10 protein-coding genes are annotated in these 16656 nt (G+C 76.3%); 1 reads left to right on the forward strand and 9 read right to left on the reverse strand.

What is annotated here, in order from left to right; translation table 11 throughout:
- Window positions 1-196: 196 nt before the first annotated feature.
- Together ACFYU9_RS07655 and ACFYU9_RS07660 are read right to left on the reverse strand one after the other, a co-directional pair.
- Window positions 197-3511, reverse strand: coding sequence for an FtsX-like permease family protein (locus tag ACFYU9_RS07655; RefSeq protein ID WP_389343514.1), 3315 nt, complete (start codon window positions 3509-3511; stop codon window positions 197-199).
- A 183-nt stretch (window positions 3512-3694) separates the two neighbouring features.
- On the reverse strand, window positions 3695-4099 hold the full coding sequence (locus tag ACFYU9_RS07660) for a globin (protein ID WP_389206255.1): 405 nt from the start codon (window positions 4097-4099) through the stop codon (window positions 3695-3697).
- An 86-nt stretch (window positions 4100-4185) separates the two neighbouring features.
- Between ACFYU9_RS07660 and ACFYU9_RS07665 the strand changes: the two genes are divergently transcribed.
- Window positions 4186-5166 (forward strand): methyltransferase domain-containing protein, encoded by a 981-nt coding sequence (locus ACFYU9_RS07665; RefSeq protein WP_389206253.1) that lies wholly within the window; start codon window positions 4186-4188, stop codon window positions 5164-5166.
- Between the two features lie 10 nt (window positions 5167-5176).
- Here the strand turns inward: ACFYU9_RS07665 and ACFYU9_RS07670 are convergent, their stop codons facing one another.
- The 7 genes from ACFYU9_RS07670 to ACFYU9_RS07700 form a co-directional block, all read right to left on the reverse strand.
- A complete protein-coding gene (locus ACFYU9_RS07670; RefSeq protein WP_389343517.1) occupies window positions 5177-6520 on the reverse strand; it encodes an FHA domain-containing protein in 1344 nt (447 codons plus the stop codon).
- Window positions 6521-6579: 59 nt separating this feature from the next.
- The gene (locus ACFYU9_RS07675; RefSeq protein ID WP_389206249.1) at window positions 6580-7923 is read right to left on the reverse strand and encodes a VWA domain-containing protein; all 1344 of its coding nucleotides are present in this window, start codon (window positions 7921-7923) and stop codon (window positions 6580-6582) included.
- 67 nt (window positions 7924-7990) lie between these two features.
- On the reverse strand, window positions 7991-9553 hold the full coding sequence (locus ACFYU9_RS07680) for a PP2C family serine/threonine-protein phosphatase (protein WP_389344136.1): 1563 nt from the start codon (window positions 9551-9553) through the stop codon (window positions 7991-7993).
- Between the two features lie 2 nt (window positions 9554-9555).
- Complete coding sequence (locus ACFYU9_RS07685) at window positions 9556-12063, reverse strand: tetratricopeptide repeat protein (protein WP_389206247.1); 2508 nt, start codon at window positions 12061-12063, stop codon at window positions 9556-9558.
- Window positions 12060-13307 carry a hypothetical protein gene (locus tag ACFYU9_RS07690; RefSeq protein ID WP_389344138.1) on the reverse strand — a complete coding sequence of 416 codons (1248 nt, stop codon included), beginning with the start codon at window positions 13305-13307 and terminating at the stop codon, window positions 12060-12062. Before ACFYU9_RS07690 ends, ACFYU9_RS07685 begins: the two co-directional genes overlap by 4 nt.
- A gap of 195 nt (window positions 13308-13502) precedes the next feature.
- Window positions 13503-14531: a glutamate ABC transporter substrate-binding protein gene (locus tag ACFYU9_RS07695; RefSeq protein ID WP_389344140.1), complete on the reverse strand. Its 1029-nt coding sequence runs from the start codon at window positions 14529-14531 to the stop codon at window positions 13503-13505.
- Window positions 14532-14905: 374 nt separating this feature from the next.
- Complete coding sequence (locus tag ACFYU9_RS07700) at window positions 14906-16378, reverse strand: hypothetical protein (protein ID WP_389343519.1); 1473 nt, start codon at window positions 16376-16378, stop codon at window positions 14906-14908.
- Between the last annotated feature and the right edge of the window lie 278 nt (window positions 16379-16656).

Raw genomic sequence — 16656 nt, forward strand, 5'->3', positions numbered from 1 at the left:
CCGGGCCGGGGCCGGGTGGTGGCGGGTGGCGTCTCCGTCCCTTGCCGGGCAGCCGGGGGCACCAGCGGGTGGCGCCGCCGGGTGGCGACGCGCGCCGCCCGTGGCGCGTCGCTGCCGGCGGCAGGCCGGGGCACCGGACCGCGCCGTGCGGCGTCCGGGATGTCCGGCGAACGGCGCCGGGCCGTGACCGGCCCCATCAGTGGTCCCCCTGGGTGCGCAGCGTCGTCGCCGGGTCCGTGCGGCGCAGGGCGATCGCCGCGACGACGGCGAGCGGGAGCGCGGCGACGCCCGCGAGGAGCAGGGCCACGTGGCCGACCGGGAGTTCGACCAGGACCTGGGGGACCGGGCGTTCGGCCTGGCCGGTGAGGACGACGAGCGGGACGACGGCCCGCGTGAGGACGGTGCCGAGGGCGACGCCGACGAGCAGGCCGATGCCGACGAGCAGGCCCTGTTCGGCGGCGATGAGCCGGGCCAGTTGGCGGCGCGGGGCGCCCAGCGCGCGCAGCACGCCGAACTCCTGCGCGCGTTCGCGCAGCGAACCGGCCGAGCCGACCGCGAAGCCGACCGCGGCGAGCGCCGCGGCGGCCGCCGCGACCGCCATGAGCGCCGAGTTGGGGCCCGCGCCGAGCGGGTCGCCGAGCAGTTCGGCGGCGGCCTCGTCCCGTACGAGCACCTGCGCGGGGTCGGCGTCCGGGCGGGCCCGCAGGGCCTTCGCGACGCCGGCGGTGCGGCCGGGGGCGGTGGTCAGCCACCACTCGGTGGGCGGCAGCGTCGCGCCGGGCGTGGCCGCGAGGGCGCGGTTCGCGGTGAACAGGTCGACGAGGAGCGCGCCGCCGTCCTGCGGGGTGGTCGCGGGGGCGGAGGCGGAGACGGCGCGGGCGCCGGGGCCGGTGGTCGGCAGCTCGCGGACCACCTCGGCGATCAGCACGCGCAGCGTCGAGCCGTTGACGGCGACCTCGACGACGTCGCCCTTCTTCGCCTTGGCGGCGGTCAGGAACGCGTCGGTGGCGAGCGCCGGGACCTGCTTCGGCGGCGCCGGGCGGGGCGCGGTGAGCGTCAGGTCGTAGTCGTCGGTGCCGGGCCACGGGCCGTGGGCCTCCCGGCTGCCCGCCTCGAAGGTGACGTCGAGCGAGCCGCCGGCGCCGGCGACGCCGCTGAGCGGGACCTCCGGGTTGTCGCCGTTCGCGAGCCGCGCCGCGTACGTCGCGGTCCACTTCGGCAGCGCCCCGCGCACGTCGACCGGCTGCTCGGCGCCGCCGTCGCGGACGGAGAGCACCCGCCCGACGGTCAGCACCCGCTGCCCGCCCGAGCCCTCGCCGAGCGTGCCGCCGATCTCCAGGCCGGCCACGCTGAAGCCGCCGGCGCCGCGGAGTTCGGGCAGGGCGACGGTGAGCCGGTGGGTGCGGCCGTCGGCCGGAAGGGTGCCGAGGAGGCGGCGGTACGGGATGCCGTAGCCGTCCTCCAGGACGACCGTGGCCTGCGTGCCGGGCGTGTCGCGCGGCGCCCGGTCGCGCAGTTCGACGGCGAGCGCGCGGGTGCCGGCCGGGAGCGCGATGCCGGGACGCGGACCGGCCCCGGGCGCGACGGCGGCGAGCCGGGCGGCCGGGGAGCCGTCGGCGAGGTCGGGGCGCAGCCGCAGGCCGTCGGCGGCGTGCCGGGTGTCGACGGCCAGCACGGTCGCGTTGTGCCCGGCGACGTCGGTGCCGGCCCGGTGCACGGGCGCCGCCGCGCGGACGCCGGGCAGCGCGGCGAGCCGCTCGGTCTCGCCCAGGTCGCCGGGGCCCGCGCTCAGCACCCGCACGTCCGCGCCGGCCTTGAAGTCGGCCTGGTCGCGCTGCGAGCGGTCCCACGAGTCGGACTGCCCGATCGCCAGCATGCCCATGGCGACGGCGAGGACGAGCAGCAGCACCGGGCCCGCGCCGCGCAGCGGACGGCGGCTGAACTGCCAGCCCGCGAGCGCCGCCGGCAGGCCGCGGCCGCCGGCGGCGCGCCGCTCGGCCAGCTTGGCGGCGGGCGGCAGCAGCCGCAGCGTCAGGACGGTGCCGGCGAGCAGCGCGAGGGCGGGGGCGGCGACGAGCAGCGGGTCGACGCCGAGGCCGCCGGAGCGGTCGCCGGCCAGCGCTCCGGCGCCGCCCGCGCCGGTCTGCCGGTCGAGCTGCCAGTAGGCGATGCCCGCGATGACGAGCAGCCCGATGTCGGCGCCGGCCCGGACGGGCGCGGGCAGCGCGGCGGCCCGGCCCTTGCGCAGCGAGACGGTGGCGCCGTCCCCGGCGGCGAGCGCCGGGGCGACGACGGCGGCCGCGCAGCACAGCGCGACGGCGGCGGCGACGAGCCAGACGGCCGCCGGGGGAGTGGCGTCGAGCCGGCCGAGCGCGTCGAGCGCGGTGCGGTCGGCGAAGAGCCGGGTCAGCGGATGGGCGAGCAGCGGGGCGGCGACGGCGGCGGGCAGCGCGAGCAGCAGCGCCTCGACGGTGGCGAGCCCGGCGATCCGGCCGCGGGAGGCGCCGCGGGCGCGCAGCAGCTCGGTCTCCCCGGAGCGCTCGCTGCTGAGCAGCCGGGCGACGAGCAGCAGCGCGTAGGCGGCGAGCAGCACCAGCTGCACGGCCACGATGGAGAGGGTGGAGCGGGAGACGAGTAGCGCCCGGTCGGTCTGCTCCAGGACGGTCGGCAGCGAGGTGTAGGCGGTGACGGTGGTGCCGAAGCCCGCCGTGTCGGCGAGGACCGTCTCCGGGCCCTTGGTGGCGGAGTCGCGCAGGGCGTCGGTCCGGTCGGTGGTGACGGCACGGTAGTCGGCGGTGCCCAGCCAGGAGGTGGTGCCGGTGGTGACCCGGCGGGAGGCGAGGGTGGCGGGGTCGGCGAACAGCGGTCCGTACGTGGTGAAGGCGAGCGTCTTCACGCCGCGGCCGCCCGCCGCGTCGAGCTGCCAGTACAGGTCGGCGGTGTCCACGGGCCGGTAGACGCCGGTGATCCGGGTCTTCAGCGGTTTGCCGGCGAGCCGGTCGGTGAGGTCGAGGACGGTGCCCGGGGCGATCCCGAGCCGGCGGGCGACCTCCTCGGGGACCGCGCTCTCGACCTCGCCGGCCGCGGTGGCGGGCTTCGGCCAGGCGCCGCGGACCAGGCTGATCCGGGAGCGGTCGAGCGCGGCGAAGTGCGTGAGGTCCGGGTCGCCCGCGCGGGCGGCGGGCGGCTGGAGCGAGCGCGGCAGCGCGTACGGGCCGGAGGTCGCGAGCTTCCGTACGTGCACCGGCAGCCCGGCGAAGGTCCGCTCGGTGCCCTTGCGGGCGGCCGCGTCGGCGCTCGCCCGCTTGTCCTCGGGGATCTGGCCGCTGATGACGAGTGCGGCGGCGGGCGCGGCCCGGCCCTGGAGGGTGCCCTGGAGCGCGGCGTCGCCGATCGAGCCGGAGAAGGCGGCGAGGGTGGCGAGGACGGAGGTCGTCAGGAGGACGGCGAGCAGGGCGGCGGTCAGGAGCAGCCGGTGCGCCCTGACGCGCAGAAAGACGAAGCCCGTCACCTGTTTTCCCCCCTGAAAACACCGCGATCGTTCACTATCGAACGTTCATCGGATGCTTTCAGAGGGCACCGGATACGGAAACCGCTTACACCCGCACCTTGATGCGATCGTGACCGTTATTCGGGGCCTTCTCACCGGAATGTGTTCGTCCGGGAGCGGGCGGTCAAGGCGCGGCGCATGGGGCTACTCCGCGGTGTTGATCATCGCGGACGCGGCGAAGGTCAGATACCGCCACAGCTCCTGCTCGTGCTCCGGCGCGAGCCCCAGCTCGTCCACCGCGTCCCGCATGTGCCGCAGCCACGCGTCGTGCGCCGCCCGGTCCACCGTGAACGGGGCGTGCCGCATCCGCAGCCGCGGATGGCCTCGGTGGTCGCTGTAGGTGCGCGGGCCGCCCCAGTACTGCATGAGGAAGAGCACGAGCCGCTCCTCGGCCGGGCCCAGGTCCTCCTCCGGGTACATCGGCCGCAGCAGCGGGTCCTCGGCGACCCCCTGGTAGAAGCGGCGGACCAGGCGCCGGAAGGTCTCCTCGCCACCCACCTGCTCGTAGAAGGTCTGCTCCTGAAGCGTGCCGCGCGGAATCTCGTTCACCGTTCCATCGTCTCAGATGCCCGGACGGAGGACCGGAGGCTTAGGACTGGTGGCCGGAACGGGGCGGCGCGCAGCAGAGTGGAGACATGGAGGACGTGCGGCGCGACATGTTCGCCGAGGAGGGCGCGCGGGCGCGGCGGGCGCTGGTGCGCGAGATCGAGGCGCGCGGCGACCTGCGCGACCCCGCCTGGCGGGCCGCGTTCGCCGAGGTCCCGCGCCACCTCTTCGTCCCCTCCTACTACGTGAGCGGACCGGCCGGCTACGAACGCCTCTGGTCAGGCGACCCCGACCCCGCCCGGCGCGCCCGCTGGCTGCGCGGCGCCTACCAGGACGGGGCGCTCGCCACCCGGGTCCGGGACGGCGAGCTGCTCTCCTCCGCCAGCCAGCCCTCCCTCATGGCCCGGATGCTCGAAGCCCTCGACATCGGCGCCGGCCACGACGTCCTGGAGATCGGCGCCGGCAGCGGCTACGGCGCCGCCCTGCTCTGCCACCGCCTCGGCGACCGCCACGTCACCACCGTCGACCTGGACGAGGAGATCGCCGAGTCCGCCCGCGCCCACCTCGCCGCCGCCGGCCACCGGCCCGCCGTGCTCACCGGCGACGGCGCCCGCGGCTGCCCCGAGCACGCCCCGTACGACCGGATCGTCGCCACCTGCGAGATCCCCGCCGTGCCCTGCCCCTGGCTCGCCCAGTGCCGGCCCGGCGCCCGGATCCTCGCCCCGCTCTCCACCGGCCTGATCCTGCTCGCCGTCCGCGACCCGGAGCACGCCGAGGGGCGGTTCCTCGACACCTCCGCCTACTTCGTCCCGCTGCGCGGCGGCGGCGCCGCCCGCCCCCCGCGCCGGCGCGCGGGCGGGGTGCCGCGCCGGGTGTACGAGGACGAGGGCTTCCAGTTCCTCGCCGGGCTCGCCGGGGAGCGCCTGGACATGGGCGAAGCGCTCTCGCTCTGGCAGCGCGAACGGCAGCCGGAGCGGGAGCGCTTCGGGGTGACGGTGCGGGAGGGCCGGCAGTGGGCCTGGCTGGACGACCCCGAGGGGCCGTACGCCTGGCCGCTGCCGGACCTCTAGTGAGGTGCGCTCAGTCGCGCCGGACGGTGATCGTCGTCCAGGCGCCCACGTGCACCCGGTCGCCGTCGCCCAGCTGCACCGGCACGTAGGGCTGGATCGGGTCGGGCGAGCCGTTGATCGTGGTGCCGTTGGTGGAGTTCTGGTCCACCACCGCCCACGAGCCGTCGGGCTGCGCCACGAGCACCGCGTGCTGGTGCGAGACGCCCGGGTCCTCCGGCGGCACCGACAGGTCGATGTCGGGCGACTCGCCGGTGGAGTGCCGGCGGCGGCCGATGCTGACCTGGTTGCCCTGGAGCGGGATGTGCTGCTCGGGGGAGTACGCGGGCAGGTTGAGCCCCGTCGCCTCCGGGCCGCTGCGCTGCATCATCGCCATGAAGTAGTCGCGGTCCGGGCCGATCACCGCGCTCCAGCTCGCCGGCTGCGGACGCGGCTGCGGGGCCTGCGGCTGAGGCGGCTGCTGCCGGAACGGCGCGGGCGGCGGACCCTGCGGACCCGGGCCGGGGCCGTGCGGACCGGGACCCTGCGGACCGGGACCCTGCGGGCCGGGGCCGCCCTGGCCGGGCAGCGGGGGCAGGGGCGGCGGCGCGGAGCCGGGCGCGGGCGCCGGCTGTTCCGAGCGGGACGGGGGCGGGAGCAGCCAGTCGTCGTCGGCGCGCGGCTGCGGCGGCGCCGGCGGCGGAGGCATGCCGGGGCCGCCGGCCGGCGGCGGGGCCGGCTGGAACGCCTGCGGGGCCATGGGCGCCCCGGGGACCTGCGGGCGCTGCGGCGGGGCCTGGTGGTGCGTCGGGTCCGCGCCCAGCGGCTCGGCCGGCCGGTTCACCTGCGAGGGCCGCGAGCCCTGGTACTCGAACGGGTCCGGGTGGGGGTGCGGCGGCTGCGGCTGCCCGGGCCGCTGCGGCGACTGGAAGCCGGGCGGCAGGTTGAGCCCGCCGGGGCCGCCGGGGCCGCCGGCCGGCGGCATGCCCGGGCCGGGCGCCGGGGCGATCGGGGTGTACGAGGTCGCCGTGTTCGTGAGGAAGTTCCAGCGGCACTCCTCGCAGAACGGCGCCATCGGCTCGCGCGGGGTGCGGCACTGCGGGCACAGCTCGGCCTGGGCGGTCGCGTTCGGGTCGTAACCACCGGGGCCACCGGGCGCGCCGGGAGCACCGGGCGCGCCGGGCATCGGCGGCGGGGGCGGCGGGCCGCCGGGACCGGGGCCGGCCGGGCCGCCGGGGCCCGGGTAACCGTAGGCGGGCGGCGGCGGGGGAGGCGGCGGTACGGCACCCGTCGGCGCACCCGCCCCGGCCATGCGGTGGCCGCAGACCTCGCACCAGTCGTCGGAGACCGACTGGTGTCCGTTCGGGCAGGTCGGCATGTCGGTGCTTCCCCCTCTCGTCGTCCGTTACGGCCCTGTGTGTCCGTTGGTGTTTCCGGCTACTTCTTCACGCGAACGGTCTTGGTGGAGCGCGTCTCGAGAGTCATCTCGTCCGCTTCCGCGACCTTCGCCTTCAACCGCACAGTACCCGTCGCGGCGTCGACCACGTCCACCACCTTCGAAAGCAGTTTCGCGGTATCGGCGTTCCCGGAGGCCGCCGCGAGCTGCACCGCTCGCCCCAGCTTGGCCGTCGCACCGTCACGATCACCCGATTTACGGGCGTCCATGCCCTGCTGGATGGCGTCGGCCAGCTCGGCCTGCCCGGTGTAGTGCGCGACCTGCGCGTTGATGGCCGTGGACATCACCATGTCGTCCGTCCACACCGCCCGTACCAGCCCCTGGGACAGCGTCACCGGAGTGCCGCCCGCCGGGTCCGGCACGATCAGCGAGACCCGGGCGGCCAGCATCTCCTGGCCGACCGCGGCCTGCGGGACGCGCACGGACACGTGGTAGTCGCGGGACTCGTCGCCCCACGAGCCCGTCGGGTAGTCCCCGGCGCGCGGGCCCGCCTCGGTGCGGCGGCCCGTCAGGTCCTCTACCGTCGGCGCCACCTGCTTCACGAAGCCGATCTCCACGCCGACCGGGGTCCACAGCCGCAGCGCGACGTCCGCGACCTCCTTGTCCATGGCGCGTTCCATCATCGTCGTGAAGTCCGCCGTGAGGCCGGCCGGGTCGGCGACGATGTCGGCGGTGCCGAGCAGGGCCCGGGCGATGCCCTTGACCTCCTCGACCTCCCAGTCGGTGCCCACACCGCGCGCGTCACAGGTGAAGCGGCCCGCGCAGGCGTCCAGGGCGGCGCGCAGATCGGCGGGTGACTCGTGCTCGTTGCGGCCGTCGGTGAGCAGGATGCCGTGCCGGATCGGCGCGGCGGACGCACCGTCGGAGTGCAGGAGCCGGTCGGCGAGCCGCAGCCAGGTGCCGATGGCGGTGCCGCCGCCCGCGCTCAGGGAGCGCAGCGCGTCCCTGGCCTCGGCGCGGGTGCGCGCGTCGGCCACGGCGAGCCGGCCGCCGCCCGGGTACACCTCCTTCGCCACGTGCGTACCGGCGACCAGCGCGAACGCGGTGCCGTCGCGCAGGGTGTCGATGGCGGCCGCGGCCGCCTCGCGCGCGCCGCGCATCTTGGTCGCCGGGTAGTCCATCGAACCCGAACAGTCGAGCATCAGCACGACCGCGGCGGAGCGGCCGCCGGCAGCGGCCCGCGGCAGTCCGGCGGCGACGGTGCCGCCACCGGTCGCGGTGACGGTGACGATCGCGTTGACGTCCCGCCCGCCCTCCGGCAGGAACTCGTTCTGGTACACGTCCACCGAGAACTGCGGCCCGGTCGGCTTGGAGAAGTTGGCCATGGGTGATTCGGCTCCTCGGCTCACGAGAAGAGAAGAGTGGGTCGGTAGGGGAGGGGCGGACGGCCGGTCAGGCCGATCCTGCCCCGGCGGGCGGCAGGACGAACGGCAGCAGCGCGACCGTGATGTTGTCGTGGCCGCCGCCGTCGAGCGCGTGGCCGACGAGCACCTGGGCCGCGTGCAGCGGGCGGGCGGCGGCGTCGGCGGGCATGATCCGCGCCATCTCCTCGGCCCCTTCCGCGTAGTTCCACAGCCCGTCGGTGCACACCACCACCACGCCCGGCCGGTCCGGTTTGAACGCGGCCGTGTGCGGTTCCAGTTCGTACGCGTCGGCGCCGAGCCAGCCCGTGATGGCGTGGGCGCGCTCGTCCGCGTACGCCTGCGCCTCGTTCATCAGGCCCGTGGCCACCATCTGCGCGGCCCACGAGTCGTCCTCGGTGAGCCGGGCGGGCGGCGCGCCGCGGTCGTCGGGCACCCAGTACGCCCGGCTGTCGCCGACCCAGCCGACCACGAGCAGCCCGCCCGTGACGATCGAGCCGACGATGGTGCAGGCCGGCGCGTTGGTGTGGTGCTCGCGCTCGGCGGCGGCGGGCTCCGCCAGGGAGTTGACCGCCTCGGCCGCCGCCACGATCGCCTCGTGCATCGCCTGCTGCGGATGCGTGCCCCGCGGCAGGGCCGCCACGAGCGTCTCCTTCGCCGCGCGGGCGGCGGCGGCGGACGCCTCGTCGGGCCGGGTCGCCGACGACACGCCGTCGCAGACCACGCCGACCACCGCGGGCGTCCCGTCGGGCAGCGCGGCCGCCGCGACGGCGAAGCTGTCCTCGTTGCGGTGGTGCCGCAGCCCCCGGTCGCTCACGGCGGCGACCGCCGGCAGCTCCTCCTCCATGTGATCCCGCTCGCGCGGCTGCGCGTGACCGCAGTGCTCGCAGTACCCGTCCCCGTCCACCCGCCCGGTCCGGCAGGCGACGCACAGCTTGCGCGGGTCGGCGGCGACGGGCTCGGGGATGGCGGGCACGGCGGCGGCGGGCCCGGCCTGGAGCGCGGCGCGCGGGTCGGGCGCGGCGAGGGTGAAGTCGCCGTCGGAGGCGACTGGTTCGGCGGTGGGCGCGGAGGCGGGTCCGGCGGCCGCCGGGGCCGGGCTCCGGCCGGCGCCCCCGTCGGCGGCGGCCGGAGCCGCCGGCGCCGGGCCCGCCGGCGGGTCCGTGCCCCGGACCGGGCCGACGGACCCGCCGGAGCCCCAGGCCGCACCCGCGACCGGGGCGGACGGCGAGCCGGCGGCCGCCGTGCCCTGGGCCGGGGCCGTGCCCTGGGCCGCGGGGGCGGCCGCCGGCGCGGCCGGCACCCCGTCGGTCCGCACCGGCATCGTCGGCAGGTCGCGGCCGCCCGAGTCCGTGCCCGGCAGGTCGCCGGGGTGCTGGGTGGCCGTGGTGAGGGAGGCGGGGTCGCGGGGCGGGGGCTCCGGCCAGTCGACGGGGAGGGCGATCGGGACCGTCGGGCGGTCCGGCTCGGGCTCCGCTCCGGCGGCCGACAGGTCGTAACCGCACGCGCCGCAGAAACGATCCCCCGATTCGAGCGGCTCGGCGCACTCGGGGCAGGTCCCCAGGGGGTGCGGGGCCTTGGGCTTCAGGGACATACTCACACCCACGTCCTGGGGCGGTAGCGGTTGGCCCGCTCCACCAGTTCGATCCTCTCCTCGCCGCGCTGGGCGAGCCGGGCGAGCACCCGGTAGGAGCGTTCGAGGCCGAAGCGCAGTCCGCGCTCGTCCAGTTCGCTGCCGAGCAGCGCCGTGCCGGCCGGACTCGTGCCGGGGCTCCCGGAGAGCACCCAGTCGAGGGCCGTGCCGAGGACCTCGGTCGCCAGGCGCTCGCGGCGCACCGCGTCCAGGCCGAAGCCCTGGAGCGCGGCGACCTGCGCGGCGGCCGCCGTCAGGTCGCCGCCGAGCGGCTCGTTCGCCGGGCGGCGGCGCAGCCGGGCCCGGACGGCCGCGACCCGGGCGGCCGTGTAGTGGATGGACGACTCGGGCACGGACTCCAGGGTGCGCACCGCGCCCGCCCGGTCGCCCGCCGCCATCTGCACCCGGGCCAGGCCGAACGCGGCGCTGACGTAGCTCGGGTCGGTCGCCCACACCAGGCGGTAGTACTCCGCCGCGTTGTCCAGCTGGCCGAGCACCTCCGCGCACACGCCGAGCGCCAGCTTGGGCGCGGGCTCGCCGGGGAAGGCGTCGTAGACCGCGTCGAAGGCGAGCGCCGCGTTCTCCCGGTCGCCGGCGACCAGCGAGGTGACGCCGCGGTACCAGACCACGCGCCAGTCGTCCCCGTACCCGCGCTCCAGGTCCTCAAGGGCGCGCCCGGCGGCCCCGGTGTCGCCCATCTCCAGGCGGGCCCGCAGCTCGCGCAGCCGCAGTTCGAGCGAGGCGACCGGCGCCGCGTGCAGCGCGGTGATCAGCTCGGCGGGGGCGGCGGCGAGGAGGCCGGCGAGGAAACCGGCGTTGGGGTCGGCCGGGTCGACGCGCGGCACGGGCAGCGCGAGCGTCGTCGCGGGCACGTCCAGCGGGCGCAGGAACGCCCCGGCCCGGCCCGGGACGGCCGTGGGCAGCGCCCCGCGTCCGCCGCGCGGTCCGCCGCGCCGGGTCTCGCGCGCCCCGAGCACCGACACGTCGTCGGTCTGCTCGTCGAACAGCTCGGTGTCCGTGACCCGCACCTCGGCGCCGAACAGCGTCGACAGCGCCGGCCGGGGCCGGCCCGACTGCAGTGCCACGACCTCCCGCAGCACACCCGTCAGCTGCTCGGCCATCTCCTGCGCGGAGGAGAAGCGGCGGGCCGGGTCCGGGTCGGTGGCCCGCACCAGGAAGCGGTAGAACGACTCGTACGTCCGCAGCACCTCGATGCCGTCCGGCTCCGGCAGCGAGTCGGCGTAGACGTTGGTGTAGCCCTGGAAGTCGAAGGTGAGCACGGCGAGCGTGCGCGCCACCGTGTACAGGTCGCTGGCCACCGACGGGCCGACCTCGGCGACCTCCGGCGCCTGGTAGCCGACCGTGCCGTAGATCGCCGACTCGTCGTCGTCCATCCGCCGGACCGCGCCCATGTCGATGAGCTTGAGCTGGTCCTCGGTCTGGATCGCGTTGTCGACCTTGAAGTCGCAGTAGAGCAGGTTGCGGCTGTGCAGGTGGCCGAGCGCCTCCAGGGCCTCGATGCCGTACGCGCACGCCTGCTCGACCGGCAGCGGGTCGCGCCGGCCGTCGGGCGTGCGGCGGTCGTTGGCGATCTCCTTGAGCGACTTGCCGCCCACGTACTCCATGACGATGTAGCCGTCCAGGGAGCCGGTGCGCGGGTCGAGGTGCTCGACGAAGTTGTAGATGCGGACGATGTTGGAGTGCTCGATCTCCGCGAGGAAGCGGCGCTCCGAGATCGCGGCCGCCATGGCGTCCTGGTCACCGGTGTCGAGCAGGCCCTTGAGGACCACCCAGCGGTCCGAGACCGCCCGGTCGACGGCGAGGTAGATCCAGCCGAGGCCGCCGTGCGCGAGGCAGCCCACCACCTCGTACTGCCCGTGCACCACGTCGCCGGCCCGCAGCTTCGGCACGAAGGAGTACGGATGGCCGCACTTGGTGCAGAAGCCCTCCGTACGGCCCGGCCGGTCACCGCGCGAACGGCCCACCGGCGCACCGCAGTCGGAACGCGAGCAGAATCGCTTCCTCTCGGGCACCTCGGGGTTCGCCATCACCGCCGCACGCGGATCCGGACGCGGCACCTCCGGCACCGCCACCAGGCCCGCGCCCAGCCGGCCGCGCCCCGACTGCGAGCCGGTCGAACCCGAGCTGCGCACCGACACCGAGCGCGCCGAACCCTGCCCCGACAGCGAGCGCGAGAGCCGCCCGGAGACCGAACGCCGGGACGCCGAGGACCGCGAGGACGTCCGGGAGGAGGCGCGCGAACCGCTGCGCGCCGAGCTGCTGCCCGAGCCCTTCGACGACTCGCGGCCCGGCACGGCCAGGCCCGTCGGGTTTGCGGCGAGCATGCCGCCGGGCGCGACGACCGGGGCGAGACCGCAGGTGTCGCAGTACAGCTCGCCGCCGCCCATGTCCTCGTACGATCCCTCGCACGTCGGACGCTGACAACTGCTCACTCCGGACTCCCCGCTCATGATCGATCCCCCCGTGTGTCCCGCGGCCCCGACAGCGCCTCGGCCGCCGCCCGCTGGTAGCGCAGCACCGCCTGCTCGGCCGCCCGCAGATCGCAGGGCGCGCTCCACAGCATCCGCCGGGCCGCGTCGTACCGCTCGATGAGGAACGGGTCCTCCGCACCGCCCAGCTGGGCCACCTTCGCCTTGTACGCGTCGAGCCGGCCGCGCAGCTCGGCGCGCACCGCCAGCGGCGCGGTCACCGCCGTCAACTGCTCACGGGCGCGCAGCAGCTCGTCCTCCGCCTCCCGCTCCAGGGCGTCCAGGAGCGGCGAGAGCCGGTGCCAGCGGGCGTGCCGGCGGTGTTCGGCGGCCGCCGAGAGCCGCTCCTGCAGCGCCGTCGGCGGCCCGCTGACCGCCGGCACCTCCGACGCTGCGATCTTCGCCAGCACCTCGCCGCGGGCCGCGCGGGCCTCGGCGAGCGTGCGGTCCGCGCGCGACAGCACGTCCCGCAGCCGCAGCAGCCGGTCCTCCGAGTCCTGCCGGACCCGCAGCACCGCCTCGATCTCCCGCCGGATGTCCTCCAGGGCGCGGGCCGCCGTGTCGTACCGCCCGGTGTCGGGCCGGCCGCCGCCGGGCGCCGAACTGCCCTCGGCCGGCCGCCAGAACGCCAGCGGGTCGGATATGACCTGCTCCCGCAGCGCCGACAGCTCGGCCGTGATCTCCTCCAGCTCGTCGCCGGCCGGATGCTCCCCGGGCCGCACGCCCACCGAGTGGGCGAGCGAGCGGGTGCGGCCCAGCTCGGCGGCGAGCAGGTCGATCCGCGCGGGCAGCGCCGACCACACCGCGTCCGCGGTGACGACGACGTCCAGCGAGCGCGCGTACAGCTCGTTCATCCGCCGGACCAGGGCGTCCAGGCTGAACGCCTCGGTGAGCGCCTCCTCCTCCCGCGCCCCGCCCGGCACGTGCACGCTCGCGCCGCGCAGCCGGTCGGTCAGCTCCACCAGCTCGTCCCGGCCGGGCCAGCGGCGCCGGGCCCGCACCTCACGGGCGTCGTGCAGGGCGGCGGTGTACGCGTCGAAGTACGCCCAGAGCAGGGTGATGGTCCGCTCGGTGGCAGCCCAGCGGACCCGGGTCGTCCCGGTCAGCCCGGCACCTTCGAGCAGCCTGCGGCCGGCGTGGTCCTGCAGCGCGAGGAGCGAGTCCTCGACCGCCTTGTGCTCCGCGCCGAGCCGCGCCAGCGCACGGTCCACCTCGTCCCGGTCCATCACGGCCTCACCCACGACGGTCAGCGGCGTCGCGGCGTCCGGGGCCCCCGCCTGTGGCGTTGTGGTCAGTCGCGACGGCTCCGCCCTCACTCCCTCCTCCGCCTCGGATGCGAAGGCCCCATTCGCCGCTCCTTCTCCCGCTGCCCATCGCGGCTGAGGCCGTTACCGGCCCGGGGGTGCCCGCGACGCCCATGATCACCTCTCGTTCTCCTTGTACTTGGGGGCCGGCGGCCCGGATATGCCGGGCAGGTCCGCCTTCAGCCAGGTGTCGTACGCCTTCTGCCAGGGGCCCTGCCGGTACCGCACGAGCACCTGGTTCACCCGGCGGACCAGGTCGTCGTTGCCGAGCTTGGCGGCCACGCCGTAGTACTCGGTGGTAAAGGGCCGCCCCTTGAGCTCGACGGCCGGGTCCTGCGCTGCCTGGCCGGCCGCGAGCGCGTTGTCCGTGACGACGGCGTCGACCTCGCCCATCTGCAGCCGGGCCAGGCAGTCCAGCTGGTTGGGCACGGTCAGCAGGTCCGGGTCGTCCTTGGTGTCGTCGCCGACGTCCTTGTAGACCGCGCCGAACGACTTCTCCTCCAGGGCCTCGTAGGCCGTCGAGCCCTCGGCGGTGCAGATGCGCTTGCCGCTGAGCGAGGAGTCGTAGCCGGTGATCGGGGACGACTTGGGGGCGAGGACCTGCTGGCCGGCCTGGAAGTAGGCGGTGGAGAAGGCGACCTGCTGGATCCGCTTGCAGTTGATCGTCATCGTGCGCACCACGAGGTCGACCTTGCCGCTCTCCAGGGCGGCGATGCGCTGGTTGGTCGGGATGGTGCGGAAGATGACGGCGTTCTCGTCGCCGAGGATGTCCTTCGCGATCGCCTTCGCCAGGTCGATGTCGAAGCCCTGCAGCTCGCCGGGCGTCTCCTTCGCCGAGCCGTCGGGCAGCCGGGTCACCGTCGGCGGTGTGCGGAAGCCCCAGTTGTAGCTGGACTGGTCGACGCCGACGACGAGCTTCCCGCGCTGCTTGATCTTCACGACGGACGGCCCGTCGGCGCCCGACGGCGTCAGCGACGCCTCCGCGTCCTTGCAGGTCTCCGCGCTCCGGGCGTCCTCCCCGTTCCTCGCGGTGACCTGCACGCCCTCGCCCGTGCCGGGCGCCGCGACCGGCACGCCGGCCCGGTCCGCGGTGTGCGGCAGCGCGAGCAGCGCGAGCGAGGCGGTGAGCCCGCAGGCCACGCCCATGGCGGCGACGCCGCCCCAGCCGCGCAGCCGCGACCGCGGCCGGCGGGCCGGGGCGGCGGGCGCGTACGCGGCCGTGACCGTCAGCTCGTCCGGGCCCGTCGCCGGGCCCGCGACCGCGGCCCGCCCGGACACCCGGCGCGGCCGGGGCGTGCGCGGAGCGGCCCCGGTGACGCTCGCCGCCGTGCCGCTCGCCGCCGTGCCCGAGGCCTCGCTCAGGGCCGACGCGGCGTCGCCGCCGAGCGGCGCCGCGCCCGCCGCGCCTGCCGCGCCTGTCGCGCCCGCCGGGCCCTCATGGGGTCCGGGCGCGGCCGTGCCGTCCGGTACCCGGCCCGCTCCGGTCGTCCGCTCGACACCGTCCGGCATGTCGCCCCCTCTCACCGGTACTCCGACAGTCTGCGGTTGACGCCGAGGACGGCGCAGGCCGCGGCGAGCACGCCGAGCACGGCCGCGCCCAGCGGCAGCCCGGTCAGTGCGTTCCGGCCGCCGTCGGCGGCGCGGGTGAACTCGTCCTGCTCGTGGGCCAGGGCGCGGCCGAGGGCCGCGTCGACCTGGTCGAAGGACTGGCCGGTGGACTCGGTCGTGCCGATCATCCGGTTCATGGCGCCGGTGAAGTCACCGGCGTCGTCCAGCTCGCGGGCCTGCTGGTGGCGCTTTTGCCACTCGCCGGCCCGGGCGGCGGCCTCGGTGAGCGGGCTGCGGCCCGCGTCGTCGTCGGCGAGCCGGGTGGCCTCGGCGAGAGCCTTCGAGAGGGTGGCGAAGCTGCTGCCGTAGTCGGACTCGTACTTGTCGTGCTTGCCGTCCTCGGTGAGGACGGCGCCACGGGCGACCACGGTCAGGTTCTCGTTGGCCCGGGCCTTCAGGGAGCCGATCCGGGCCTCGTTGAGCACCTGGAGGGACTCCTGGCCGTGCGCGCGGGCGTCGTCGAGGCCCGCGCGGGCCAGGCCGTGGCCGGTGACGAGCCACAGCAGGGCCACGACACAGGCGGCGGTGGCGGCGAGCATGCCCTGGTTGAACACGCGGTTCGTCATGCGGAAGTTGCGCAGCTGGGCCCAGACCAGGACGGCCAGCGCGAGTATCCCGAGGGCGAGCGAGAGGAACGGCCAGGCGCGCGCCTCGTCGTCGTCCTCGTGCAGCCGCGCGGTCTCCGCCGCGTACAGCCGCTCGGCGGCCGGCAGCAGGTCGCGGCTCATCGTCTGGTTCGCGTACCGCAGATAGGCGCCGCCGAGGGGCAGGCCCTGCCGGTTGGCGGCGCGGGCGCGCTCGATCAGGCCGGTGTAGCGCGGCAGGTGCTCGTTGAGCGTGGCGATCTCGCTCGCGGAGCCGCCGTCGGAGTCGGTGGCGGCGGCCGCCTTGACGAGCAGCCGGGAGGCGGTGGTGATGTCGTCCGCGTACCGCCGGCGGATCTGCTCGGACTCCTGCGGGCCGGCCAGGAAGCCGCTCGCGGCGGTGGCGTCGGCGTCGGCGAGCGAGCGGTAGATGTCGGCGGCGTCGGCGCTCAGCGGCTGGCTGCGGCCCACCACGTCGTCCGCGTACGAGGACCGGTCGCCGACCTCGAAGGCCGTCACCGCCCCGAACGCCACGACGAGCAGGGCCAGTACGGCGCCCAGGATCCGCAGCCGGCCGGGCTCCGTCGTGGCCGCCCGGCGCAGCACCTCGCGGCCCTGCGCCCAGACCCCGGGCGCGGCCGGCGGCGACACGGCGGGCACCTGCCCCTGGCCGGAAACCTGCCCGGGAACCTGCCCCGGCCCGTGTCCCGGCTGCGCGGGCACGCCGGGACCCGGCCGCGCGGGCGCGCTGCCGGCGCCCTGCGCCGCCGAGGCGGCGGGCGCGTTCGGCGGGTATGTCACGTGACCTCCCCCTCGGTCTCAGACGTCGATCCCGTCCTGCCGGTGGAGTGGCGGACGCTTACCCGGCCAGCAGTATGGCCGCAGTATCCCGGCCACACACCGGGATTGTCTCGATCTTGTCGCTGATGGTGCCTATCGTGCCCCACACCCCGGACACCCTCGCCAGCGATACCCCTCTCGCCGCTCTCGACCCCTTCTTCCCCTTCGCGCACCTGTCACTCTGGAATACGTCTCCCGGTGGACATCGGTTCCGTCTCGAACGTCGCTCGATGGGGTGA

Source organism: Streptomyces sp. NPDC004327 (assembly GCF_042873935.1).
Lineage (GTDB): Bacteria > Actinomycetota > Actinomycetes > Streptomycetales > Streptomycetaceae > Streptomyces.

What these genes read in the sequence shown, in the direction of transcription:
- ACFYU9_RS07675 (WP_389206249.1), bottom strand. Translation starts at nt 7,923, where the DNA reads ATGGCCAACTTCTCCAAGCCGACCGGGCCGCAGTTCTCGGTGGACGTG.
- ACFYU9_RS07690 (WP_389344138.1), bottom strand. Translation starts at nt 13,307, where the DNA reads ATGGACCGGGACGAGGTGGACCGTGCGCTGGCGCGGCTCGGCGCGGAG.
- ACFYU9_RS07665 (WP_389206253.1), top strand. Translation starts at nt 4,186, where the DNA reads ATGGAGGACGTGCGGCGCGACATGTTCGCCGAGGAGGGCGCGCGGGCG.
- ACFYU9_RS07695 (WP_389344140.1), bottom strand. Translation starts at nt 14,531, where the DNA reads ATGGGCGTGGCCTGCGGGCTCACCGCCTCGCTCGCGCTGCTCGCGCTG.
- ACFYU9_RS07680 (WP_389344136.1), bottom strand. Translation starts at nt 9,553, where the DNA reads ATGTCCCTGAAGCCCAAGGCCCCGCACCCCCTGGGGACCTGCCCCGAG.
- ACFYU9_RS07685 (WP_389206247.1), bottom strand. Translation starts at nt 12,063, where the DNA reads ATGAGCGGGGAGTCCGGAGTGAGCAGTTGTCAGCGTCCGACGTGCGAG.
- ACFYU9_RS07670 (WP_389343517.1), bottom strand. Translation starts at nt 6,520, where the DNA reads ATGCCGACCTGCCCGAACGGACACCAGTCGGTCTCCGACGACTGGTGC.